Raw genomic sequence first — 25,409 nt, 5'->3', positions numbered from 1 at the left:
TTCGCTTGGTGAAAGCGGCATAGCCGAGCGATTATGTCTTTAGAACTTCTTTCCAAAGACAATGTTGATGAACGTCTTAAACAGAATTTTGAAGTCGAACCACCACGAGCGGTGCTCCAGGTAATAAAGATCCAACTCCAGTCGACGTAACATCTTCTCCATGGTGTCCGTATAACCGTTATATAAGGTGGCATACGACGTGACACCCGGACGAATCTGATAGAGGTAAGAATAGCGCGGGTCGTGCTCTACGATCTGGTCGATATAGAACTTACGTTCCGGACGCGGACCAATAAACGCCATGTCACCCTTGAACACGTTCCACAACTGTGGCAGCTCGTCCAAGTGGTGAGCACGCAGAAATTTTCCAATCTTCGTCATGCGCGTCTCGTTCTCGTGCTGATAGAGTGCTGGACCGTTTTTCTCAGCATCCACACGCATAGAGCGAAACTTATAGATGTTGAACGGACGACCAAAGCGTCCTATGCGCTCCTGCTTGAAGATAGCGGGACCGCCATCCTCGCGTTTCACCAAGAAATAGCATATTACAAACAGTGGGGAAAATATGATTAATGCAACAGCGGCAATCAAGAAATCTACGATGCGTTTGATGTTACGCTCAATTTCGTTCATGCCATCCAGCACGTATCCGTTTTCAAGTTTAGTCATATATGGATGTGGTCTTCTCTTTATTTATATAATAGTAACGTGCAATTGCACCTATTATTATATATTCCCTGCAGATATTACATCTTTTTTTCGCAAGTACCTAAGACTGTCTATCTTACTTTTCAGCACCTTGGCAACGTGGGTGGGCATGAACAGCAGGTAGAAGTACACCACCGACTTCCATTTACTGAACCCTAGCACCTTCTGGTAGATAAGTATGTTGTATTTGATCAGTCCCAGTTTGTTACGCGACACCGACCCCTTGCGCATGCGGTAGTAGGCCAGCGGTGCCTGTATGCCAGCAGCCCTCTTGCAGTCGCGTATGATAGTGAGAAACAATCCCCAGTCCTGGCGCTTGCGGATGGCAGGCATATAGTATTTCTTGCCCAGCATCTCCACGTCGTAAACAGCCGTCAGACAACCAATCTTGTTGTCGCGCTTCAGCTGTCCGAAGGTCAACTCGCGCGGTGCAATCACCACCCCGCGCTCGCAGTTGTTGTCGTCGCAGGTCACAAACGAGGTGTAGCTCAGAGCCAGTTGTTCCTTCTGCATAAAGGCAATCTGCTGCTCCAACTTCTCTGCCATCCAGCGGTCGTCGCTGTCGCAGAAAGCGATGTAGCGCCCCTTTGCACGCTCTATCGATTTGTTGCGGGCATAGCCAGGACCATGGTTGCTGTCCAGAAACAACACCTTCACGCGCTGGTCATTCTGCTCATAGCTGTGCAGAATTTGCAGCGTGTTGTCATCGTCCGAGTGATCATCCGTGATCAGCAGTTCGATGTTGCGGTATGTCTGATTCAGTATGCTGTCAATGCTTGCCTTCAGGTGTTGTCCCGAATTGTAGGTAGGCATGATGACAGATACAAGATCTTGGCTCATTATTCTTTGTTTAGTTACTTCGGCGTGCAAAGTTACGAAAAGTCGAGAGAAATGCAAAAGGAAAAACTTGTTTTTTCTTTTCATTTTCGAGTGCCAAGTAAGTTCGGCGAAGCCAAAGTTACGAAAAGTCGAGCGCAGAACAAAATAAATTTATTTATTTTTTATGCCGAGACGGAGTAACTAAGCGACTTTTGTCGCAAAGTTACGAAAAAACGAGAGAAATACAAAAGGAAAAACTTGTTTTTTCTATTTATTTCCGAGACGAAGTAACTTCTCCAAAGGAAAAGTTACATTTTTTTTTTGTAACACGAAAGGTATTACCCCTTAATAGTTACTTATTTAAGGTGATAAACCTACGCAATGGCTCGCCAATAGCGGTCGGATGGATGTGCATCTAGAGTCTAGATGATCCGTTTCTAGACTCTAGAATAGATGAATCTAAAGTCTAGAACAGGCAGTTTTAGACTCTAGAAATGCTACTTCTAGAGTCTAGAATGGACACAATTCAGCCACTATTGCTACACTATTGTTTCGGTTCTAGCGGCTAGAACAGTCACTTCTAGGGGCTAGAATGGCCACTTCTAGCCCCTGGATAGACTCAATCTAGCCCATAGAAACAACCATTCTAGGGGCTAGACCGGGTGTAATAGTGGCAGTATTGGAAGTTAAAAGTGCCACTTTTGCATCGTAATAGTACCACTTTCAGCGCGTAAAAGTAGTGCTTTTCCCCTTTTAATAGAATGTTTTGATGAGATAGTCTAATCCCTCATAATTATATCTGTAGTACAATCTGCGTCTCATCTTACTCGTTGACACGCTTTCTTGGTCTAAGATTTTGATGTCAGGCCGATACACCACCTTTAGGTGCAGTTTTCTACATGTCTCTGCTAAGTATAGCTCTTCGCCATAGAGAAACAGCGGATAGTCTATGGTGGGGCTTTTCTCAAAGAAGGTATGTGTCAAGATGATGAAAGCGCCATGTCCGGAATAAATGATTCCAGGCTGATGCTCTTTTTGAAGTCGTTTACGTTTCAGCAGAGTCTTGGTATAAACATAATGAATGAAAGGATATTTGAATGCGAAGCGTAGGATTCGCAACTTGGTCAATGGGTATCTGTTCACCGCCTGTGGATTGCGATCATAGTGTCGCTTTTCGGAATAGATGCTTGGTGCAATCCATGCGATATCATCGTTCAGAGTGGTTGTAGATAACTTTTGAAAACAGTCTTCTGGCAGCGTTAAATCTACGTTGCTGATGATGACAAAGTCATAGTCGGAGACGATGGATTCTGCCATCATCTTTTTGATGGCTCCAAAGTATCCAAGGTTCTGATGGTATGGAAAAAGACGGATAGATATATGCTGAGGCTGATAGTCAATATCTTGTGTATTCTGTTCGGTATTGTCTGCTACATACACATCAATATGAGCATCGTTGGCAGCCTTGCTGGCAGCCTGATCAATGGAACAGAGGTAGGCCGTCAGCGACGCATACGAGTGATAGTTGACACAGTATAGTGCAATTTTCTTCATGCTTATTATTTCAAATTGTTGAGGTGAATGCTCAACATGTATTTCAACTTGATCGTCAGGAAAGTCAGGAACGACATACTGTGCAGACATCGTGTACTCCAGAACTGGCGTTTCGTTTTTACGAATAGCTTGTTGAAAATAAAAAGTTGAGAGGTGATGCTTGGCACTTTCTTGGCCCCAACCGTGTTTCCTTCGTGAATGCGATAGCGGATTTGAGGCTCATCAACAGTCAGGATGCGGCCATTGTGCCATAGCACCGAAGCGGCAATCCACGCGTCGTGCATCTCTATGTCTGGTGAATAGGGCAGGCTGCACTGCTTTGCTGCATTGTTGATCAGCATCGAACAACCAGGGATATTGTTATACACCAGATGAAAATACTTGTCGTTGAGCAAAGCTTTCGAGAAGTGCCTCTGTTGCCAGAAAGAAGAAGCAGTAGGGTGACTAGCAGCATCGATGATCGTCAGGTCTGAACAAACGATGGCTGGTGTCGCACTCTCTATCTGTTCCATCAGCGCTATAGATGCAGCTATCTTGGTGGGTTCCCAGATATCATCGTGGTCGCAAAACAGATAATAGTCGGCTTCAACATGACTCAGCAACCACATAAAGCCGTTTTTTGCACCGCGTTTCTCGTGATCATCCATCATAATGATACGTTGGTCGTTGGCAGCATAGCCTTGGACGATGGCTACGGTGTCATCCTCCGACTGGTCGTCTCTGACATAAAGCTTCCAGTCTTGGTATGTCTGTCTTAGCAACGAGTCCATTTGTTCTTGAAGGAATCTGCTGCTATTATATGTACATAGGAGAATAGCCGTTTCTTTCATGCGTTCGTGCAATCGTTGATAATTTGCTGATACAGCTTGAAGACTTCCTCAGCGCATCGTTCTTGGGTGTACAGACTATTCACGGTGTTGAATGCTCTGTCTGTATAGGTTTTATAATAGTCGATGGGATGTCTGTGAACATCTTGCAACAGGGCAGTCAGCTCTTTCGTGGTCTTGTAACGCAGAGCGATGTCTTGTCCTGTCAAATGCAGTCCGTTGTCTAACTGTTCTTTGGTTCCTCCCGTGTTTCTGGCAATCACCAGGCAACCATTAAACATGGCTTCTGGCATGCAGAATCCGAAACCTTCTGCAGGTGATGGTATGACGAGTACCTTGGCTTTTCTCATCCAGCATGTCACCTCGTCAGACTGTCCTTCAAAGTGTACAAGCGCACTCAGGTTGTTGTCTGCTACAAATGTTTCCATCTTCTCTCGGAAAGCTGGTTTCGGAGCGTCGCCTACAATATGAAGGGGGAGTGGGGAAGGCTCTTGTCGCACATAGTCAGCATAGGATTCTAACAGTTGGTCAACGCCTTTGGTAGCTTCCACTCTCCCTACAAAGAGTATGAAGGGCTCTCTTTCGCCAGAAGGGATGCAGACCTGTTGGGGATAGACGCCATCATAGATGACCCTCGAAGAACTGATGTCAGACCCAAGGAAATAATTCTGTATGTCTTTTGTGATGCAGATGTTGTGTGACAGTGGCGCATGCAGGCCATTGACGAATGACTGTTTTGATGGAAAATAGTGCATACCAATTCTATCGCCATATTCCCTGATGTGGTAGATGTGGGGGATACCCAGCTTTTTCGCTGCAGAATAGCCAATGTTCACCACACTGACGTTTGTGTGGACGAGGTCCACTTTTTTCTTCTTTAGAAAACTTGCCAATCTCATCGCTCCCCACTTGTTGACCAAGTATCTGGCCACGAGCTTGGGGATAAACAACAGGTAGTCTTTCTTGGTATGCAGGTAGGGATAGATGTTAAATCTAAAGGGTACCACAAATGTCTCAAGATGAAGAGGCTGAAGGTCGTCAAGCAACTCTTGTGTGCCTTTATAGCGAGGGATAACGACGATTGGATCAACACCTCTTTGTGTCAATCCTTTCAGCATGTTCTTAAAGGCTATGTGTGAACCTGTAAGCGCCTTTGTGGTACACAGTACGTATGCAACTCTCATCATTCGGTATCAGTTTGTAACCACGTCAGTCCGGTCTCTTTCTCTTTCGATCTGGAACGTCTTATACGCGACATGTTGCCGGCACACCACAGCAACTCTTTTAAGAATCCACCTGGTCGATATGCTTTAGCGGGCATGTCGTAGGCATAGGCTCTCACAATGGCTCTTGCTGTTTCAAACAGTCGTTTGGTAAACGACAGGTTGATATCGCACACGATGTTGAGCATGTCGCGATGGACACGCTTGTGTTGATGGGCCACCGGATTGCCATAAAATAATCTGTCGTGATACATGCGCGCTTTTGGCACAAGCAACATGGGGATATGATGATATACCATGCGCTGATAGTAGTTGTTGTCTTCGCCATAGTGGAAATACAGGGGGTTGAAGCCTCCTATCATTCGAATCACACTAACGGGCAACATCCAGCAGGCGGCACATATCTCACCAGTCTGGTAGTATTCTTTCAGTCCCTTACCTATAAGTAGGTCGCTCAACAGTTGACCATCGGCATGGTTCAGGGAGATGCGAAACATCTCATCGAGCTTCTCGCCGGTGGCATTCAGATGCAGGGGGGATAGCACCGACTTGCCGTCGCTGACGCTTACCATTTCTTCTATGGCAGATGGGTGGAGTGTAGCGTCTTGGTTCAACAGGATAACAAAGTCTGCCTTTTGCTGTATGGCATAGACGATACCTTTGTTGTTTGCCTGTCCGAAACCGAGATTCTTGTCTTGTGGCATACAGACCACTTCTGGATGATGCTTGGCGATATAGGATACTGTGTCATCACTCGAACAGTTGTCAACAACAACTGCGGTTGCGGGCATGCTACTGTTCTTGATGCTTGTCAGGCATTTGTCTATCCAGTCATGCTGCATGCCGTTGTATGTTACGATGACAACAAATATATTCATGTGCTATAGTTCTATTTTGTATTTATCTGTAAAGTACATAAGGGCTACAATGGCCATCATAAATGTGTATGGAAAAGCCATGTATCTGTAGTAGAAAATGCCGAAGATTGGAATCACGGATAGGGCAAAGAAAGCCATATACTCGCCTACGGACAACTCTTCCCGATGGGGACGCTTAATGACTATCATGGTGATCAAAAAGAAAAGAAAACACCATATAATCATGCCGATGGGTGACAGGTCGAGCATGATGTCGCCAATATAACTGGCGAAAACACTCATGAAGAATCCTTGCTTGCCAGAGCGTGCGCTGCGGCGATAGTCGTCGTTGTCTATGTGGAAGGCGTAGTGATAGGTCATGGGCAATTCTCTCTCGGCTGTCACCTGGTCGAAATGGGCTTTCTCCCAGAAGAAACAGAAGTTCAGATAGTTCTGACCGGCATACTGCACGATATTGCCGGTGGCACCGGTGTCGTTCTTGCCAAAACGCGACACGGTCACGGCGGTGACATAGGTCACCATGCCGATGGCTACGGGCAACATGGCCCAGCGCATCACACGTTTGGCTTTTGGCGACATGAACCGATGGAAGAAAATGACGCACGGGATGAACATGATGCCATAGAACACCATCTCTGTGCGGTCGGCACTCTGAATACCGGCCAGTGGCATACTTAGCGAGGCAAACATCAGCAGCGTGTTGAACCACCATGGCTTCTTCTCGAAACAAATATAATAGAAGAACAGGGGCAGTGCCAACAGGGTCGAGATGTTGAAATAGTACATGAACCTGAGAATGAAGGGCATGCTCTCTGCCTTCACCATGGCAGGCGACTCAATGCCGTCATAGTGGTTGCCACGAATGGTGGAGAGGTCGCCTGAGAGAATCTCAATGGTGGAGTCGGCCACCAAATAGAAATTGAGGAATGCAATGGCTATCAGAAACCAACTGACACCTGAAATGATAGCGGGGTTGGGAGTGGAGATGGTTTTAACATCGTTCTTATAGACCATAGAGAAGGGCAACATGCCTAAAAACAGAAATGTACAGTAGAGTACGGTGGGAATGAACGACAGTTCCAAGTCGTAGCGGTCAAAGAGGATACCACCTTCGTCAAGCATGTCTTGGGTGACGCATATCACGCAGAGCAGCGAGGTGAAGGTGTACATGGCCGACATATACACGCAGACGTCAACCCCTTGATGTTTCTTCCACCAATAGGCTGTCAGCAGCGTAAAGAATATGAACGGCACAAATACCATCTATATCAGTTGTTTTTATTTAAATAGTCTTCTTATATGTATCAGGTCTTTCCAGCCTACCAGCAGGGTCTTGGTCTGACACACAAACAGGTGGCGGTAGGCGGGAATCAGGGCGTCAGCCAGATAGCCTGCTATCACATTGCTGGCAATAGCTATAAATGCAGCGGCAATGATACCATACTTAGGCAACAGCCAGAGGTTCAAACCGATGCAGGCCACACAACCTAATCCGTCGCGAATGATGGCCCAGCGCTGAAGACCTTCGGTGACGAGCATCGCACCGGCGGTGTTCGACAGGGCAACACTGGCTGTCTTGAATGCCATCACCTGGAGCACTATGGCGGCAGGCATATATACTTCGCCAAAGGTGTAGCGTATCAGTAGGGTGGCTGACAAAGAGAAGACGATGGATATCAGCATCGACAACCAGAAGGAGAAGTTCATAAACTGCCTGGCTTTCTCTATGTATTCTTCCTGACTTTTCTCGCGGGCTCTGACCAATAGGGGGGTGATGGTTTGTGACAATATCATGGGAACAAACACCAGCACTTCTACAAAACGGGAGGCTACCGAAAAATAGCCCACGGCTTCGCTGTCTATCATCTGTCCTATCATGACCTGGTCAATGCGCTGATAGATGATGACAGCGGCATTGGTGAGCAGCAGGGGGAACGACTCTTTCAACAGGTATTTCGCACAATGAACATCAAACTGCCAGTCGCCCAGCTTCCCAATCCTTGATCGGTAGGCTATGCTATAGCCTATAGCTAGCACGACAAAGTCCAGCATGTAGGCACATACAAACCATGTCAGCGGGGCATTCATCAGGAGCAGAACGGTCTTGATGGCCAGACTAAGTAGCGTTCTGCTAATCTCTGCCTTGATAGCGGCCTTGTTCTGTACGATGGCGGTAAAGTGGTTGCGGATTACCACAAAGGCATTGAAGACAATGGATAGGGAATAGATGGCCACCAGCAGGGTGGTGTGGTGGTCGGCTTCCATGAACCAAGAGGTCATGATGGATATCGCCATGAAGATAAAACCGAAAAGCACTTTCAGTCCGAAAGCGGTACCGATAATCACTTCTTTTGGACGTTCGTTGCGCGATTCCTCTCGCATCTCTATGGCATCGAGGCCGAACAGGGCAAAAACCTGAAACAGGAATACGTAGCTGATCACGTAACTCATCAGCCCATATTGCGTTGGACCTAAATAGCGGGCAACGATGATACCAACCAGCAAACTACCTACCAGGCTGACTGTCTTGCCAAGTATTGCCCAGAACAAATTCTGTACGATGACTTCTTTTGTCTTGGAAATGTGAAAATGGTTTAGCAACAGTGATTGGAAAGAAATCAAGGCGATTTAGAATTTTAGATGGATTGTTTTCCTAGACAGATAGATGGATGTGCCGACAAAGGTCAGTAATACCATACCTATGACGAACAACATGCGCTTGGGACCTGTGGCCTTGAGGGGAACGGTGGCTCCTTGCAATACGGTGAAGGCTGGTGTGCGCTCTTGCACTTTGGCACGTGCAGCTTGCAACTGGGTGTTCAGCACGTTATAGGTGTTGTACTTCAGCTGCATGTCGTTCTCCATGTCTGCTATCTTCGACTGTACGCTCTTGAGGATGATGTCGTTGTTGGCATCAGACATGCTCACATATTGTCTGCGCACCTTTTCGTAGTCAGCCTTGGCTTCTGCTGTTAGCCGCTTGTAGTATTCCAGGTCTATGCGGGCTTTGTTGGTACGATAGTCGGTTATGAAGTCTTGCAGACGCGTACGAACAGAGTCGGCCAAGGTGGCACAGATGAGGGGGTCTTGATCGTTCACCATGATGGTTATAACGTCTGTCTTTTTATCTACACTACAGGTGATATTACTTCTCATGGCCTTCGCAATCTTTTCTTGCTGGCGTGTCAGTCTGAAAGGATTAATCTTTTCTTCTCCCCCTTCTTCCTTGTCTTCAAACATGCTGTTGATGAGGTTCTTCGTCCATATCAGGGGCATACTCCAGGGCGATGCCTTTTGGTGGTTCGAGATGTAGTCATAATAGCTGGTGGTCAGCTCTCCGTCTTCGGTAGTGACTTGTACGGGAAACAAACTAACTACAAAATCGTTGGACTCCATCAGGTCGGGATATAGGATGGGGGATATTGCATCTTGGTTGGCTAATGAGCCTATGTCAAAGCCAAATGATGAGGCTAAGGAACCTAGCATGCCACTTGTGTTGGGGGCTTCCGTTTCTGGTGCAAGCATCACACTGCAGGTGTAGTAGCGTGGCACAAAGACGATATAGATGCATGATATGAGGAAGACGGCAGGCAGCGTCTTATAGAAGGTCTTTCTGCCTTTCCATAGTACCTTCAATATTTGACGTATATTGATGACTTCAAGTTCTTTATTCTCAGCCATAGTGTTTGATGCTTAATGATTATTTCAACAAGTTAGCAATGGTGGCTACCATGGTGCCGATAGAGGCCATCGAGGTACCGATGCTGAACCACTGGCTCAGGGCTGCGGGGTCTCTCTTGGGCTTGCTGGGCACTACAATCTCTGAACCGGGCAGTACCTTGGCACCGCTCTTGGCCTTGGCCACCTTACCATTCATGTAGATGATGATGGTGTGGCGTTTCTTGGCGCGCTGGCCATAGCCGCCGGCTTGTTTGATATAGTATTTGGCATTCTTGCCTTTCACGTAGCCCACGGTGTTGGGATACATCACCTCACCGTTGATCTTCACGGTCTCGGTGTACTGTGGCACGATAATCTTGTCGCCATTGCGCAACAGCAGGTCGTGCTCGCCACCGGGGTTCTCGAGGGCTTTCTCCAACTCCAGTCCTACATAGTAGGAGGTGGCGGTGTCCAGAGCCTTACGGGCTGACACGGTGTCGCTGAACACTTGACTCTGTTTCGAGAGGGCGGTGATGGCGGCTTCCATGCGCAGACGCTCTTCTGGGGTCATGCGTCTTTCCAGTCGTGCACCCTTGATGTAGGCACGGTCGTTCGCACCTCCGGCAGCCTTGATGATGTCGCTCAGGCGGGTCTTGCGCATGGGGAGGGTATAGATGCCGGCAAAGGCAACCTCTCCCTCTACAGTTACGTTCTGCAATCCTGAGGCTACGGGGCTGCGCCTTACGAACACGCGATCGTGGGGGCGCAGGATGAATCCTGGTTCGCCATCCACCACGAAGCCGTCTTTCAGCGCAAAGGTGAATGTCTGGGCGATGGTGCTGTCTGAGGTCGTCGCCTTGGTGTCGATAATCTGTCGTGATACGTCAACCTTGACCATCGAGGCCGTCTCTTTCAGACCGCCAGCCTGAAGCACCAGGTCTTCAAGGGTCATATTGTCGGCATATTTATAGGTGCCCTGGCGATAGACCTCGCCCGAGATGGTCACCACGCGGTTCTGTACCATGTCTTGCTTGGTGGGGATGAACAGCACGTCGTTGGGTTTCAGGGCGATGTCTGAGACGGTGTTGTTCATGATGCCGTCTACATCCACCTGGATGACCTCCAGCGAACGGTCTTCTTTCATGCGGTGCAGGATGGCATGAGCGGTGAAGGCTTCTTCGCGCAGACCTTCTGCAGCCTCGAGCAGGGTCTTCACGCTGTTGATATTTCCACCCACCTGATACTGTCCGGGGCGGAACACGGCTCCGCGCAACTCTACCATGTTAGAGAAGCGGGGCAGCACTTGATCCACGATGACGGAGTCGGCATCTGACATCAGGAATGCGTTGCGGTCAAACTCTTCTACGTTGTAGATAGAGAGCTCCTTGCCCTGTTTACGATATACTTTCACGTATTTCGTGTAGGCATCGCCAGTGAATCCGCCTGCATAGTTGATCAGGGTGTTCAGGCTCTCACTCTTCTTCATCTCATAGTACATGGGGCGCTTCACCTTTCCTTTGATATCTACCAGACAGTCGTAGGCGCCCACGGTAATCACGTCGTTGTCGGCCAACAGCACGTTGCCTTTCAGTTGTCCGTTCAGGATATAGTCGTAGATGTCGATGGTAGAAACCAGGCGGTTGTTGCGATACACCTTGATGTCGCGCAGCGTACCGATATCGTTCACGCCACCAGCCATATACAGGGCGTGGAAGACCGAGGCAAAGGCGCTCAGCGTGTAGGTGCCAGGGAAGTTGACCTCGCCCATCACGTTGACCATGATGGTGCGTGTCTGTCCTACGGTCAGGTTGATGCGACTGCTGGCATAGCGCTGACCCAGAGTACTGCGCAACTTGGCGTTGGCCTGACTGACGGTCAGTCCGTTCAATTGTATGGGACCGTAGCCCTCGATGGTGATCTCTCCGTCGGGCGATACGGTACCTTCTATCGTGCGCTGTGAAGCACCATAAACCTCTATAAACACAGCATCGCCAGGCCCTAAGCGATAATCTTTGGGCGTGGCGATGTTCATATTGGGTTCAAAGGTCATCTCTTCGTTGTTGAAGATGTCGCGACCAAACACTTTCTTCTCGTTCTGCGCTTGAAGCATGACGCGCAGCATGGCAAGTGAGTCGGGCTCGAAGTCGTCGAGCATGTTACCATACATGCTCATGTCAAACATGTTCATGGGTGAAACCATATCCAAACCGGAGGAGCCAACCATCGTCACCTGGTCGGATGTCATGCCTTCGGGCAGGTTTAAGTTGCTGTCGGTCTTCTTGCTGCCAGTCTTACCTGTACCGTTGTTCATGCGTGAGCGATCCACGTTGATGCTTCCTACGACGTTGCCTGCCGAACCACCTTTACCTTGGTATTTCTCCTTAACACGACGAATCTGAGCGATATCCACACCGTTCTGTATCAGCTTGGTCACAATCTTGGTTTGCTCGGTACCGGCTTGACGCTCTTTAATCACAAAGGCAAGCACCTCTTCGTCGGTCATGCTCTTGCTGCTGGTCTGTGCACTCAAACCCAACGTCAGCAAGGCGAGTGTTAATAGTAATATGGTCTTTTTCATATTTATCTTAACGTGGTTTTTACGAATTTCGTGCAAAGTTAGTGCTTTTTTTTCGTAAAATATTGCAGATTAAGGAAAAATATGTAATTTTGCAACGAAATTACGCATTTCTACTTGGGGTTGACTGGATTTGACGGCAAGATGAGATGGTACGTAAGCACGCGGAGCTGGACTACGGGAGGCTCCATAATCTCTTCTGTAGAAAAATTAATTGGCAACAATGAGTATGCTCTCGCTGCCTAATCGAAGTATAGTAGATTACTGGCTTTATTCCTTTACAAGGTAGAGGAACGAGACGTCGCTCCGAGGATCTGGTTCCGAATCCAAAGACTTAGCGGCGCAGGTTAAATCGGAAATAGTCTGGCGGGCGCTCCGACTGTCAGATGAAAATTTAGGAGATAAGGCTATGATTGGTGGCTTGGGTCTTGTCATAGCTCGAAAATGAAGGCCAAGATAAGCGTGTAGAAAGCGTATGGTTTCCTTGTGCGGACGAGGGTTCGACTCCCTCCAACTCCACTAACGTTACGCTGAAGTGATCCTCACCCTCGTGAGGGTTCTTTGCTGTCGCAAAGCGGCAGAGCCGAGCGCGACTCCCTCCAGCTCCACAAATGGTTCATGTTTCATGGTTCATGGTTCATGTTCCAGGTTCCATGTTCTTTGCTTATGCAAAGCGGCATAGCCGAGCGCCAGGTTTCAAGTTCCAGGTTCCATGTTTCAGGTTCCAGGTTCCTTGTTCCAAGTTCTTGGCATAGCCAAGCGGCAAAGCCGAGCGTCAAGTTTCATGTTTCAAGTTCTTGGACGAGCCAAGCGGCGAAGACGAGCGCAACTGCTCTAGCTCCACAATAAACCAAAACCAATAAACTACCATGCCTCTAACTTCTCACTTCTCACTTCTCAGTTTGCGCCAAAGGCGCACGACTCCCTCCAGCTCCACTAAAAATACTAGTGTTAAGCTGGGGTTTCCCCCCAGCTTTCCCATAAACCATATAAAAAACCAATAAACTACCATGCCTCTAACTTCTCATTTCTCATCTCTCATCTTGCGGCTCTGCCGCACCATCTCTCAGTTCTCATCTCTCATCTCTCACCTTGCGCCAAAGGCGCACCTCCTCTCACTTGTGTTGCTTGCTTCATCCTGCGAAAAACCAATCTACGACGAAGTCGGTGCTGGTCAAGATCCTAATGGCAACCTCGTCCTGCATATCGCCTTTGATGACACACGTGCCAGTCAGACGGTCTGTGACTATTTCGGAACCATCAACTTCGTTATCTATCAAGAAGGTAGTAAGGTGAGCGCCTTTACTCAGCATCCCTCCAGCGGAGACTATGGCAACCTCTCCGTCTATCTCGAACCCGGCGAGTATCAGGTCATGGCGTTGGCTCACAGTGCGAAGGCTAACCCCACGTTGGCGCATGCCAACGAGATCTATTTCGCTAATAAGGATGGCTTCTCGGACACCTTTTGTTATTATGGAGATGTGACGGTGACCAGCGAGCCTAAGCAATACACACTCCAACTTGCGCGCGTCTCTTCGTGCGTGCGCTTCATCATTGAAGACGAGATACCAGCGTCGGTGAACACGATGCTCTTCCAATATACAGGTGGTAGTGGTACCCTCAATGCTGAGACCGGCTATGGCTGTAAGAACTCCCAGCAGTATATGGAGTTCACCGTTGACCACAACGCTAAACCACCTTACGTCTTCGATATCTACACGATGCTGAAAGGCGAGGAGGGTGAACTGAACTTCACCGTCTTTGGTGTAAAGAAGAATGGCACAACGCGTGTCAACGGCCGCCAGACCGACTTCACGGTAGCCATTCACCGCCAGGAAATGGTAGAACTCAGTGGTAACTTCTTCACCGAAGAGGCGCCCAATGGAGGTGACGACCACCCCAACGACGATCCCATCGAGACCCCATCCGACAGCACCTCCTTCGTCATGGTCGTCGACACCGTCTGGCACCAAGTCACCCACCTAACCTACTAATAATAACCCCAAAACCTGACACTCGCCTTCGCCGCTTGGCTATGCCAAGAACTTGGAACCCTGAACCCTGCGCTCGGCTTCGCCGCTTTGCGACAGCAAAGAACCTGGAACTTGGAACTTGGAACTTGAAACATGAACCCTGAACCCTGCGCTCGGCTTTGCCGCTTGGCTATGCCAAGAACCCAAATTCCTGACGCTTGCCTTCGTCGCCGCATTACCCCCAAACCGCCTGACGGCTGCAACAACAGAAGCGAAAAACCAAGAAAACCGCCTACGGCCATGTAAATATATACTGTGGAGTGAGGCTTTAGGAGTCAGATTGAAAAGGACAAAATTACACCCTCCCTTGGGAGGGCCGGGGTGGGGTTCCTTTTGGAGGGCCGGGGTGGAGTCTGTATCTCCATTGGCAGTTAGAACAACACTGACCCCACCCCCAATCCCTCCCCTTGAAGGGAGGGGAGTGGCTACGGAGTCCTTGGATTTTCAACCGCATAGTACGAAAGATTCCTTATGGGGTATGTTCTATATATTACATATATCATCCGCTGAACTCCCCTCCCATGTAGGGGAGGGGCAGGGGTGGGGTCTGTATCTCCATTGGCAGCTAGAACAACACTGACCCCACCCCCAACCCCTCCCCTACATGGGAGGGGAGGGGCTGCGCAAGGTTCAAGCTAAGGAAACAACTGCACAGGTTGAAAAATTTGACTTCCCCCTGTCGGCCGTCGAGCTATACCTTCCACCGTAGGCGTTCCAACCAATGAAAACTTTATTTTACCGTAGGCCTTTAAAAACAAACGATTAACCGAATAATACTATGAAGAAACTAGAAACAGGAATCCAATCGAGAATATCTCCCTCCCTCGGGAGGGCCGGGGTGGGGTTAAAAACCAAAACCAAGAAAACCGCCTACGGCCATGTAAATATATACTGTGGAGTGAGAGGCTTTAGAATCCAGATAGGAAAGAGCAGAATGTCTCCCTCCCTCGGGAGGGCCGGGGTGGGGTTCCTTCTGGAGGGTTGGGGTGGGGTTCGGTTTTCAGGACCGAAGGTCCGTGGTTTTTCCTTTGTGAGACAGAAGCCCCGAAGGGGTCATGGTGTCAGTGGGAAGCCTGATGTGAACTTGTTCACAAGAAGGATTACCACTGACACCATGAAAATCTCGACAGAGATTTCTGTCTCACAAAGGGGTTTTCTCGGTTTTTGTTCAATAAACACAAGCTGAAAATACGAAAGGTCTCAGAAAGGGGTCTTTCTGGTTTTTGTTCAATATGTACTTGGAAACAACTTGTCAAACTCTTCGATGAATCGCCGCTGCGCCTCACTGTATTTCCCATCCCAAGAACCAATGATCAATCTTAACTTGTCTCCTGCCTCACTGTCGTGAGTGAAGTAAGCATGATAGAGCATCAAGAATAACCGCAGGATGCTCGTTTCTTTAATCTTCTTGATAGCAGCGAGAAGCCTTTCTGTAGCGTAATCTTCGTCTTCTTTTAGCGCTTTCGAGGCGAGGTAGAGAGCCAACGCGATGCGACCTTCCAGTTCAGCGATGACACCCTTCATCGGCTTCAGTCGGTGGTAGATGCGCTGCATCTCGTTTTTGGTGATGTTATATTCATCCTCCACACAGTATTTGTCTGGCATGGAAAAAAGCAGACGTTTTGAGAGCTCCGTCAGTCGCTTGGTGTCTCCCACCACATCCTTCGAGCGTAGGTTGTCCTTATCGTTTTCTTTCCGCTCTTTCAGCTCAATCATTTCAGGACTTAGCGTCACCGCAGCAATCGTTACCTCGGGTATCGACACCACCAACTGCTTGTTACGTTTGCCAGCAATGCGCATCACGTAACCCTCCACACCGTCGAACATGCCACCTTTGACAATAATCTTGTCACCTTCGCGCAACTGAATCTCATCTGGTTTGAAGAACTTCACCTCCTCCTCTGCTCGTTCCATCACACGCATAAAGTCGTGCATGGCACGGTCCGTCACGGTGAGGTAGTCTTGCTTGCGCGAGAAGGTCGATTTACGCAGGAACAACTGGTATTTACTGCTCTGGAGATAGTCTTTTAGCTCGTCTTGCGTTCCCCTGACAAAGATCAGTCCGTTTATGGCGGGCACCAGCATGCGCTGCTTTTGTTTTTTCACAACCTTGATGGTGTATCGCAGCGGTACGTAGCAACACACGTTGTCGGTTGTCAAAGCATCTCTGATGACAATCTCTTTGTTCTTGGTCAGCGTGCCGACCACAAACCATTGCTCCTTTTGGCTAGCTGGTGATTCCATATTCATTCATTTCATGCAAAGTTAGAAAAAAATATGAATAAAACAAAGGGAATGAACGATTTTTATCCTGTTTTGTCGATTTTTTTGTGATTTATTTGGTGTTTCCGATATTTGGGGCTATCTTTGCATGGAATTTCATGAGATTCAATAACGTAAAAAAAGTTTATTTGAGTCCCGTTTTTATTTTAAACCTATACTAACGTGCTGAATATCAACCACTTTTTCACTGCGCGTTGGAAAAGAAGTTTTGTTTCTAGTCGAATTTTAACCCTTTTTTATCTATGAATATAGCAATTGTCGGTACCGGCTATGTCGGTTTGGTTAGTGGCACGTGCTTCGCCGAGATGGGAGCCCATGTAACGTGTGTTGATGTGGATGCCCAGAAGATCCAAAAACTCAAGGATGGCATCATGCCTATCTACGAGCCTGGGCTCGAGGAGTTGGTGAAGCGTAATGTGGAGTATGGACGATTGCAGTTCACCACCGACCTCACCCAGGTGCTTGACGATGTCGAAGTGGTGTTCTCTGCCGTAGGCACGCCGCCAGACGAGGATGGCTCTGCCGACCTGAAATATGTGTTGGCTGTGGCTCGTCAGTTTGGTCAGCATATCAACAAGTACACCATCCTTGTCACCAAGTCAACCGTCCCTGTGGGTACTGCCAAGAAGGTGAAGGCCGCTATCCAGGAGGAGCTAGACAAGCGCGGTGTCAACGTGCCTTTCGATGTGGCCAGCAACCCTGAGTTCCTGAAAGAGGGTGCTGCCATCAAGGACTTTATGAGTCCCGACCGTGTGGTCGTAGGTACCGAGAGCGACAAGGCGAAGGAGGTGATGACCCACCTCTACAAACCATTCCTGATCAACAACTTCCGTGTGATCTTCATGGATATCCCCTCTGCTGAGATGACCAAATATGCTGCCAACGCCATGTTGGCCACGCGTATCTCGTTCATGAACGACATCGCTAACCTCTGTGAGCGTGTCGGTGCCAACGTCGATAGCGTGCGCAAGGGTATCGGCACCGATAGCCGTATAGGTTCTAAGTTCCTCTATGCTGGTTGCGGCTATGGTGGCTCCTGCTTCCCCAAGGATGTGAAGGCACTGGTTCATACCGGTCTCGACAATGGCTACCACATGGAGGTCATCGAGGCTGTCGAGCGTGTCAACGAGAAGCAGAAGTCCATTGTCTACGACAAGATTGTCAATGCTGTGGGCGATGTCAAGGGAAAGACCGTCGCCATCCTTGGTCTCGCCTTCAAACCCGAGACCGACGATATGCGCGAGGCCCCAGCACTGGTTGTCATCGACAAGCTGTTGAGAGACGGTGCCACCGTCCGCGTCTTCGACCCCATCGCCATGGACGAGTGCAAGCGTCGTATCGGCGATGTTGTCACCTACTGCAAGAACATGTACGATGCAGCCGACGGTGCCGATGTCTTCGCCCTGATGACCGAGTGGCGTCAGTTCCGTCTTCCCTCGTGGAATGTCGTCAAGAAGGTCATGACCGGCAATGTCGTCGTCGATGGCCGCAACATCTTCGACCGCCAGGAACTCGAAGCCCTCGGCTTCATCTACACCCGCATCGGTGAAAAGTGATTAATGGTTTCAGGTTTCAGGTTCCAAGTTCCAAGTTTCTGGTTCCAAGTTTCAGGTACGTGAAACCCAGAAAAACGAGGGGAAATGCCAAAGACAACAAATTTTGAGGATTTAAAGATCTTCCAAATGGCTCGCGTGCTCTGTCAGGAGGTCTATGCAATCACCAAGGAAGGTGAGTTCAGCAGGGACTCTCGTTTTGTACAACAGATCCGTGCTGCCGCAGGCTCCATTATGGACAATATTGCTGAGGGTTTTGAACGTGACGGAAACAAGGAATTTGTGAACTTTCTATACTTTGCCAAAGGTTCCTGCGGTGAAGTTCGCAGTCAGATTATCAGAGCCACAGATGTAGGCTTCATTGATAATGAGACTGCTACCAAACTTTACAACGATTGTATAAACATTAATAAATCAATATCCAAGTTTATCACGTCCATCAAGTCCAGTTCATACTCAGGATTGAAAAACAAACCCCAGTACCCCGAACCCTGAACCTGGAACTTGACGCTCAGGTTTCATGTTCCAAGTTTCATGTTCCAAGTTTCATGTACGTGAAACCTGAAACCAGTTTCTTGAACCCTGAACCCTGAACCCAGAAACCAGTTTCTTGAAACCTGAACCCTGAACCCTGAAACCAATTTCTTGAAACCAATTTCTTGACCCCTGAAACCAGGACTTGAAACCTGAACCCTGAAACTTGAAACCAGTTTCCTGAAACCTGAACCCTGAAACTTGAAACCAATTTCTTGAACCCAAATTCTTGAAACTCGATGACGAAATTTAAATTTAATCTCTTCATATTATTACTGATCACCATCCTGGTATCCTCCTGCTCCCACTACAAGGACATCCCCTATTTCCAGAATGCAGATACCTTTGACGGAAGCAAAGGAGCCATGCTCTATGATATGAAGATCAAGAAGAAGGACAACCTCTCGATTTTTGTGTCCTGTCCAACTAACCAAGAGGCAGCAATGCAATTCCGAGTTAGTAATCCTCCAGCTATTGATTATACCAAACTTCCTATCCGTGCTTATGGTACTGAAGGTACGTCTCGATTCTACATCGTAGAAAACGATGGTGAGATAGAGTTCCCTATTGTCGGCAAGATACATCTGGAGGGTATGACGATAGAACAGGCGAATGCGCATATCAAAGAGTTGATAGCGCCTTATTTTCAAGAAGGGCAGGACTTCTTCGTAAACGTATATATACATAATTACGATATCACTGTGATGGGAGAGGTGAAGTATCCAAATACGTTTAATGTCTCTCGCAACAAGGTAACTGTGCTTGAAGCACTCGCTATGGCGGGTGACATGACCATTTATGGAAAGCGAGACAACGTAAAAATCCTCAGGGAACTATCTGATGGCACCTACGAAGTCCACGAGCTCGATATGCGTGATGCCAACATCCTGAACTCACCATATTATTATCTACAGCAGCGCGACATCGTCTATGTAGAACCCAACAAGGCCATGGTCGAGAATGCCAAGATAGGTCAAACCACCCACCTGTGGGTCCGTGGCGCATCAATCACCATCTCCCTAGGCTCCTTACTCTACCGTGTCATCCAATAGCCCCCAAACATGGAACCTGACGCTCGGCTTCGCCGCTTGGCTATGCCAAGAACCTGGAACCTGGAACCTGAAACCTGGAACCTGAAACATGAAACTTGAAACGAGATTTTTGAAACTTGAAACCTGAAACCTGAACCCAGGAACCAAGACCCCTGACGCTCGGCTTCGCCGCTTGGCTATGCCAAGAACATGAAACGGCCGCAAGGCCTATGAAACTTGAAACTAAAGTCATTCGTGCAATCCGTGTTCGAAAAGAAAATTCTCTAATTGACTTTCCCCTATGGGCCGTCGAGCTAAACCTTCTCCAATTCTTGATATGAGTAAAGACTACGCATCAATTGACAAGGAGCAACTCATCTCCATGATTCACTTTCTTGAGGAACGTGATGAGGAGCGCAAAAAAGAGAACGAGGAGCTTAAGGAACTCATTAAGGAACTGAGAGATACCCATAAACAGGACATGAAGACTCAGACAAACCTGCTGAAGTCTATCGACAGACTGACCAATCAGGTGGCAGACCTCACCACTCAGAACCGAACGATCAGCGAGAGAATAGCTGAGCTTGCTCAGGCTCTTCCGAGTCGAGATTGAGGAAGATGAACATCAACAAGAGTCTTCAGCAGAAGGTTAGCGACCTGCTGTCACAGATATCTGTAGGTAACAAAGTCCGCTGAGATGCAGTTAATAGATACAAGTTTATAGATAATAGTTCAGATGGCACGCGAAAGCATTGTTGGAGAGAAGAGTTTGGCTTTTGGGAAGCGGATAGCGAAGTGCTACCGCTATCTGCGGGACAAGAAGAGGGAAACCGTGATGTCCAAGCAACTCTTGAGATGTGGTACAAGTATTGGCGCCAACGTGCGTGAAGGGCTATATGCCCAAAGCCGTAAAGACTTTGTTAGCAAACTAAACATTGCTCTTAAAGAGGCAGGCGAAACTGACTACTGGCTCGATGTCATTCATTCAGCGGAGTACTTCACAGACGATGAGTTTAATTCGCTAAAAGTAGATAATGATGAGCTGTTACGATTACTCACTTCGATTATAAAATCAACAAAAAGCAAAGAAGAATAACTATCAGCTTTCCCATTATCTATAAACTATAACTGTAACTATTATCTGTTATCTATTATCTTTAAACTACAATATTGACCATCGGTATTAAAAAATAATAAAGTTTAATACGATTTAGACGCTTCAGGTAGCGATAGCTGCCCTAAAAGGCTGTTTTTAAGCTTGGACGTCAAAATTGACAGTTTACAATTAGGTGACATGCAAATAGAAATTGATGCTGCGTTTTTGGAGGCTCTGACTAAACTTGTTAAATGGATAGTCATTCTTACGTTGGTCTTGAATTGACACAACTACTTAAGTATGGAGTGAAAGCTTCAGTTGATACGAAAGTGTCAGGGGAGGAAAATGTTTGAAATGACCTCCCCCGTTAAGAACAACCAGTAATTGTTCCACTTGGGTGGGCTCTTTTATCTAGGAACACAAGGATAAGAACCTGTTTTATAAGTAAGAATCACAAAGTAGATTAAAGAAGCTGTCCTCTGATTCTGTCTTTCTTTTCTTTGTGACAAAGCATTGTTTTTGTCAGTCGTTTGATATAACTAAACCGTATTTTCATTATGAAATCAATCCAGTTGAAAAATTATAAGTGTTTCGAGAATACTGGCGAAATGGAACTTCGTCCTCTGAACTTCCTTGTTGGCTCCAATAGTAGTGGAAAGAGTTCGTTTCTTGAATTCTTCCCTCTATTGCAGCAGAGTATGAAAATCAATAGAGATGGCGCATTCCTATGGGTTGGTAGTAATGTTGATCTTAATAATTTCCATACGGTGGTAAGAAACGGCGAGGGAATGATAAGTATAGAATTCAATATAGATCGGATTCCATTGCTTTCAAATTCCTTTGTTAATAAAGACCTAGCACTTAAGAATGTAAAGGTAGGGATAGACGTTACTGGAATAGAATATGGTGATGCAATATCTGAGATTAGATTGTTTTTTAATCAACAGAAAGTAATATTAAAACTAAATGAACGTGAAAGTGATGATGTTATAATTAATGATGAAAGAATGACTTATGATGGTGAGCATATTGCTCATTCATATACAAACAGTTTATTACCTAAATTTTTATTTGAGGCCGCATTCTTCGAAATGGAATCACAAAAGGGTAATAAAGAATTATATACCTGGACCAGGCAGCACTTTAAGAACAAAGAAAGGATGATGCCAGGTTCAATAATATATAGATTAAGAAACCTAATTGATAAAAAACAATTTGAAAGACGTCTTCACAATTATTTGAATGAAGATGTGGAGGCTGGATCTGTAAACTTTGAGCATATTTATAATTTGGCATTGTTTACAAATCTAAATGATATTATAGATTTAGTAAATTATTATATGCTCGAACTATCAGAAAATATAGAATATCTACAACCTTTAAGAGCACCTGCAGAACGTTATTATCGCAAACGTAATATTTCTGTCAACAAAATTACTCCTAGTGGTGATAATGTAGTTATGTTTTTGCTTAGGCTCCAGCGAGAAGCTAAGCTTGACTTATTTAATGAGTGGCTTAGAGATAATGACATGAAATTTAAGGTCGATTTAAATGAAGAAGGTGGTTTTATAGAATTGAAGATTATTGAAGATGGTAAAGATGGTAAAAATATGGTCGATGTTGGCTTTGGCTACTCTCAAATATTGCCTATATTAACAACAATATGGAAAGATATATACTATCGTGATGTTTTTGCAAATAGAGTATCATATTGTAATACTTCCATTATACTGATTGAGCAACCGGAGCTTCACTTGCATCCGCGCTTCCAGCGTAAGTTTGCTAATTTGCTCACCAAGTGTGTGAAGCAGATTGCAGGAAACAAGCAGGATATTCGAATCATCATTGAAACGCATAGCCAAGATATTCTCAATAGCGTTGGCCTTTCTGTTGCATACGGTGATTTTGACGCATCTCTGGTTAATATCTATATGTTCAATGCACAGAATGAGAATATGAAAAACTATATCGAGAAAGCCAGTTATACAAAAGAAGGATTCTTAGTAAACTGGCCAATAGGATTCTTTGAATAATTATGTATATCGAGATAAGCCGCGAGCTAGTGACATCTGCAGAAAGAGGAAACCGTCAGGCTATAGAGATGTTGATACGTCTCTCTCTTGCTATCAAGTATGGGAAGCATGTAGTGTTTGCAGGTGTAAAACTGCTTGACCGTATTATTCGACTTAACGCGTTAGATGCGCATGAAGTATTACAGTATCGCAAGGTACGAACTCATTATGTTGTGATAGGTGCTCTCTGTCGTAGGGTTGAATTTAAGGCTGTTGTGCTGATGCGAGGCGAGAACTGCCGCACACGCAACAGAATACTGATAAATGCAACTAAAGCAGACAAATTGGAGGTTTATGAAGAATGTCATCTTCTCACAGAGAACCTACAAGATGGTGAATTCTTTGAATATCTAGTTAGGGAATACGTCAAAACGCTTGGAGTCCAGTCACCAATTACGTATGTGCCTCAGATGGGAGGTGGCAACACCATTGCTAAGGTGTATAAAATGGAGATAGACCGCGGACAACATTTTTGCGTGGCAATTCTTGATAGTGATAAGAAATTCCCTACCGCAAGTAATGGTGAGACTTGCAAGGCACTTCAGAAAGAAGATAAGGACAAGTATCTAGGTCAACCTGGAGAAGACGGGCAACACGCATTTAATTGTTCCTATTATGTGATGAAAGATCTTCGTGAACTGGAAAACCTTATTCCGCTTGATGTGCTGAGGAGTATGCCACAAGTTAAAATCCAACCATTAATGAAGATGAACTTTGATATGTCTTATCATGATATGAAGGATGGCTTGTTGGCATGCAAAATTAAAGTAGGCGCATACCAAACCTATCTAGATAAGATTTACTCTTTCGATCCCGCCATCGTTAGTATGATAGATTATTGTGCTGATTATTGTCAGCTTTGTGCTAATAAAGATGAATATGAGAAGGACTGTGGCCGTACAAAAATAGTTGGAGGTTTGGGAAGTAAAATTATGGAACAAGTACTAATGACAGCGCAATCAGTTTTGGCCTCAAACCCATTTGCGGGAATGAGTCAGTCTCAACAGAGCGAATGGCTAGGAATCGGAAAGAAGGTGTTTGAATGGTGCTGTTGTATGAATGTAGGAGCAAGAACTTAAATATATATAGCGCAAAATTAATCTTAGAACGGTTTATGTCAAAGACCTGTTAGAGAGAATCTCATAACGAAGCAATATATATAAACCTCGGACCTCAGATTTCTTGAATTCCCTGTCCCTGTGTTCTCTTTTTGCTCGATTTGGTTTCAATTTTGTAGAATTTCTCGCGTAGCGACCCGAATAGAATAAATCTGTGTTTTCCTATTGCCGACTTTGTTTCACAATTTGAATAAGACGATTTTCCTATGAATGATATGGATTCCTTTTCAAAATATCAGCTTGAATTAGAAAAATTCTTGTTGAGTAAAGGTGAACGAAAGTATACACATGATGTGTGTTTGAATGTTATCTATGAAGGAGAAGGAATAGAGACCCTTTCCTTCACTAACACCAATGTGCTATTTGATTTCAATGACAATAATTCCAATAGAATTTTTGTTTGGGAATTAGCTCATGCACCAAATGAGTATTACGAAGATTTCAGAACACTGTATCAATCTTTCGAATTTGATCGTTCAAAGGGACAGTTAATTATAAAAGGCACGGGAAGCTACGGGACGTATAAAGTAACTATGTTCTGAGGAAATAGCAGGTTAAGTACATTTTAATAAATAAAACAGAACCTATCTCAGTGTTTCAGAAAATTACAAGAATGACGGAGACTTGGCTCCTGATACAATTGAGTAAAATTTATTTCTAAAATATAATAACAATGATTAACGTTGGAATTATTGGATGTGGCTTCGTAGGTGGAGCCCTCAAAGATTGGTTGGAGCACAACAACCCTGAGTGTAAACTGTTCATCAGTGACCCTTACAAGGGTTACAATGATGACCTGAGTGGTATCGATATTGCCTTCCTGCAGATTCACGTACCTACCGAGGATGATGGTACGCAGGACCTCACGCTGATGAAGGAACTCATCACCAACCTGCCGGACGTGCCCGTGTTCGTGCGCACCACCATCCTTCCCGGCACCAGTGAACGACTCTCCAAGGAGACCGGCCATCAGGTGTGCTATATGCCTGAGTTCCTCACCGAGCGCACCTTCATTGAAGACTTCCGCAAGCAGACCATGGTCTTTACCGGAGCGCAGGAACTGCTAACCAAGATCTTTGTTGGTAAGAAGTTCACCGTGATGACTCCGTTGGAGGCAGAACTCACCAAGTATATGCACAATGTCTTTGGCGCCTATAAGGTCACTTACTTCAATGCCTGCCGTGAATACTGCGAGCAGATGGGTGCTGACTGGCGCAAGGTTCATACAGGCGTTTTACTGTCTGGCTATATCAACGATACCCACACTTATGTCCCAGGCCCTGATGGCAAGTTCGGTTATGGTGGCAAGTGTTTCCCCAAGGATGTCAACGCTTTTGCCAAGATGACAGAGGGCACACCTCTAGGAACCCTTCTGGAGCACCTCCATGAACTGAATGTTCATTTCCGTGGGGTAGAGGAGCATATTTAAAAATAAGGATTTCTGG

At 46.3% G+C, this 25,409-nt stretch carries 23 protein-coding genes and 1 other RNA gene; 12 read left to right on the top strand and 12 right to left on the bottom strand.

Translation table 11 applies throughout. The annotated features are described in order from the left end of the window. Positions 1 to 39: 39 nt before the first annotated feature. The 10 genes from T496_RS0112195 to T496_RS0112145 all read right to left on the bottom strand — a co-directional run bounded on the left by T496_RS0112195 (position 40) and on the right by T496_RS0112145 (position 12,247). On the bottom strand, positions 40 to 669 hold the full coding sequence (locus tag T496_RS0112195; protein WP_027451005.1) for a sugar transferase: 630 nt from the start codon (positions 667 to 669) through the stop codon (positions 40 to 42). 57 nt (positions 670 to 726) lie between these two features. Further along, positions 727 to 1,548 (bottom strand): glycosyltransferase family 2 protein, encoded by an 822-nt coding sequence (locus tag T496_RS14175; protein WP_044111261.1) that lies wholly within the window; start codon positions 1,546 to 1,548, stop codon positions 727 to 729. Positions 1,549 to 2,280: 732 nt separating this feature from the next. Continuing rightward, the gene (locus tag T496_RS0112180) at positions 2,281 to 3,081 is read right to left on the bottom strand and encodes a glycosyltransferase family 2 protein (protein WP_027451004.1); all 801 of its coding nucleotides are present in this window, start codon (positions 3,079 to 3,081) and stop codon (positions 2,281 to 2,283) included. A gap of 5 nt (positions 3,082 to 3,086) precedes the next feature. Continuing rightward, entirely contained in the window at positions 3,087 to 3,911 is an 825-nt protein-coding gene (locus tag T496_RS0112175) for a glycosyltransferase family 2 protein (protein ID WP_081783659.1), read from the bottom strand. Further along, positions 3,908 to 5,095, bottom strand: coding sequence for a glycosyltransferase (locus T496_RS0112170; RefSeq protein WP_081783658.1), 1,188 nt, complete (start codon positions 5,093 to 5,095; stop codon positions 3,908 to 3,910). Before T496_RS0112170 ends, T496_RS0112175 begins: the two co-directional genes overlap by 4 nt. After that, positions 5,092 to 6,009 (bottom strand): glycosyltransferase family 2 protein, encoded by a 918-nt coding sequence (locus T496_RS14560; protein WP_052342229.1) that lies wholly within the window; start codon positions 6,007 to 6,009, stop codon positions 5,092 to 5,094. The genes T496_RS0112170 and T496_RS14560 overlap by 4 nt, the downstream gene beginning before the upstream one ends. A gap of 3 nt (positions 6,010 to 6,012) precedes the next feature. Further along, positions 6,013 to 7,263 (bottom strand): hypothetical protein, encoded by a 1,251-nt coding sequence (locus T496_RS0112160; protein ID WP_155808895.1) that lies wholly within the window; start codon positions 7,261 to 7,263, stop codon positions 6,013 to 6,015. Positions 7,264 to 7,287: 24 nt separating this feature from the next. After that, positions 7,288 to 8,559, bottom strand: coding sequence for a flippase (locus T496_RS0112155; protein ID WP_231478050.1), 1,272 nt, complete (start codon positions 8,557 to 8,559; stop codon positions 7,288 to 7,290). A gap of 78 nt (positions 8,560 to 8,637) precedes the next feature. After that, a complete protein-coding gene (locus T496_RS0112150; RefSeq protein ID WP_027450999.1) occupies positions 8,638 to 9,690 on the bottom strand; it encodes a hypothetical protein in 1,053 nt (350 codons plus the stop codon). 19 nt (positions 9,691 to 9,709) lie between these two features. Further along, on the bottom strand, positions 9,710 to 12,247 hold the full coding sequence (locus T496_RS0112145; protein ID WP_027450998.1) for an SLBB domain-containing protein: 2,538 nt from the start codon (positions 12,245 to 12,247) through the stop codon (positions 9,710 to 9,712). Positions 12,248 to 12,363: 116 nt separating this feature from the next. Between T496_RS0112145 and ssrA the strand changes: the two genes are divergently transcribed. From ssrA to T496_RS0112135, 3 genes are all read left to right on the top strand, one after another. After that, positions 12,364 to 12,766: a transfer-messenger RNA gene (ssrA, locus tag T496_RS14780) on the top strand. A gap of 488 nt (positions 12,767 to 13,254) precedes the next feature. Beyond that, positions 13,255 to 14,238 carry a FimB/Mfa2 family fimbrial subunit gene (locus T496_RS0112140; protein WP_081783657.1) on the top strand — a complete coding sequence of 328 codons (984 nt, stop codon included), beginning with the start codon at positions 13,255 to 13,257 and terminating at the stop codon, positions 14,236 to 14,238. Positions 14,239 to 15,055: 817 nt separating this feature from the next. After that, positions 15,056 to 15,463, top strand: a complete 408-nt coding sequence (locus T496_RS0112135; protein ID WP_027450996.1) for a hypothetical protein — start codon at positions 15,056 to 15,058, stop codon at positions 15,461 to 15,463. A gap of 41 nt (positions 15,464 to 15,504) precedes the next feature. Here T496_RS0112135 and T496_RS0112130 read toward each other — a convergent pair whose 3' ends face one another. Next, complete coding sequence (locus T496_RS0112130) at positions 15,505 to 16,521, bottom strand: UpxY family transcription antiterminator (RefSeq protein WP_197018965.1); 1,017 nt, start codon at positions 16,519 to 16,521, stop codon at positions 15,505 to 15,507. A 281-nt stretch (positions 16,522 to 16,802) separates the two neighbouring features. Here T496_RS0112130 and T496_RS0112125 point away from each other — a divergent pair, with 281 nt between their 5' ends. Together T496_RS0112125 and T496_RS0112120 are read left to right on the top strand one after the other, a co-directional pair. Further along, positions 16,803 to 18,116 carry a UDP-glucose dehydrogenase family protein gene (locus T496_RS0112125; RefSeq protein ID WP_027450994.1) on the top strand — a complete coding sequence of 438 codons (1,314 nt, stop codon included), beginning with the start codon at positions 16,803 to 16,805 and terminating at the stop codon, positions 18,114 to 18,116. An 84-nt stretch (positions 18,117 to 18,200) separates the two neighbouring features. After that, entirely contained in the window at positions 18,201 to 18,608 is a 408-nt protein-coding gene (locus tag T496_RS0112120) for a four helix bundle protein (RefSeq protein WP_027450993.1), read from the top strand. A 37-nt stretch (positions 18,609 to 18,645) separates the two neighbouring features. Here T496_RS0112120 and T496_RS15050 read toward each other — a convergent pair whose 3' ends face one another. Next, positions 18,646 to 18,915, bottom strand: coding sequence for a hypothetical protein (locus tag T496_RS15050; protein ID WP_155808894.1), 270 nt, complete (start codon positions 18,913 to 18,915; stop codon positions 18,646 to 18,648). Here T496_RS15050 and T496_RS0112115 point away from each other — a divergent pair. The 7 genes from T496_RS0112115 (at position 18,887) to T496_RS0112075 (ending at position 25,393) form a co-directional block, all read left to right on the top strand. Beyond that, the gene (locus T496_RS0112115) at positions 18,887 to 19,699 is read left to right on the top strand and encodes a polysaccharide biosynthesis/export family protein (RefSeq protein ID WP_027450992.1); all 813 of its coding nucleotides are present in this window, start codon (positions 18,887 to 18,889) and stop codon (positions 19,697 to 19,699) included. The two genes, T496_RS15050 and T496_RS0112115, sit on opposite strands and share 29 nt — an antisense overlap. Before the next feature lie 316 nt (positions 19,700 to 20,015). Continuing rightward, a complete protein-coding gene (locus tag T496_RS0112105; RefSeq protein WP_027450991.1) occupies positions 20,016 to 20,291 on the top strand; it encodes a hypothetical protein in 276 nt (91 codons plus the stop codon). Positions 20,292 to 20,414: 123 nt separating this feature from the next. Next, positions 20,415 to 20,774 carry a four helix bundle protein gene (locus T496_RS0112100; protein WP_027450990.1) on the top strand — a complete coding sequence of 120 codons (360 nt, stop codon included), beginning with the start codon at positions 20,415 to 20,417 and terminating at the stop codon, positions 20,772 to 20,774. Between the two features lie 557 nt (positions 20,775 to 21,331). Then, positions 21,332 to 22,807, top strand: coding sequence for an AAA family ATPase (locus tag T496_RS0112090; RefSeq protein ID WP_027450989.1), 1,476 nt, complete (start codon positions 21,332 to 21,334; stop codon positions 22,805 to 22,807). 2 nt (positions 22,808 to 22,809) lie between these two features. Beyond that, a complete protein-coding gene (locus tag T496_RS0112085) occupies positions 22,810 to 23,925 on the top strand; it encodes a hypothetical protein (protein WP_027450988.1) in 1,116 nt (371 codons plus the stop codon). Between the two features lie 245 nt (positions 23,926 to 24,170). Beyond that, positions 24,171 to 24,506: a hypothetical protein gene (locus tag T496_RS0112080; RefSeq protein WP_027450987.1), complete on the top strand. Its 336-nt coding sequence runs from the start codon at positions 24,171 to 24,173 to the stop codon at positions 24,504 to 24,506. Between the two features lie 131 nt (positions 24,507 to 24,637). Continuing rightward, a complete protein-coding gene (locus T496_RS0112075; protein WP_027450986.1) occupies positions 24,638 to 25,393 on the top strand; it encodes a Rossmann-fold NAD(P)-binding domain-containing protein in 756 nt (251 codons plus the stop codon). Positions 25,394 to 25,409 lie beyond the last annotated feature (16 nt).

The sequence above is a fragment of the Xylanibacter brevis P6B11 genome (genome assembly GCF_000621825.1).
GTDB classification, from domain to species: domain Bacteria; phylum Bacteroidota; class Bacteroidia; order Bacteroidales; family Bacteroidaceae; genus Prevotella; species Prevotella brevis.
Note: the sequence above shows the minus strand (reverse complement) of the source record. Positions and strands in the feature narration are given on the sequence as shown.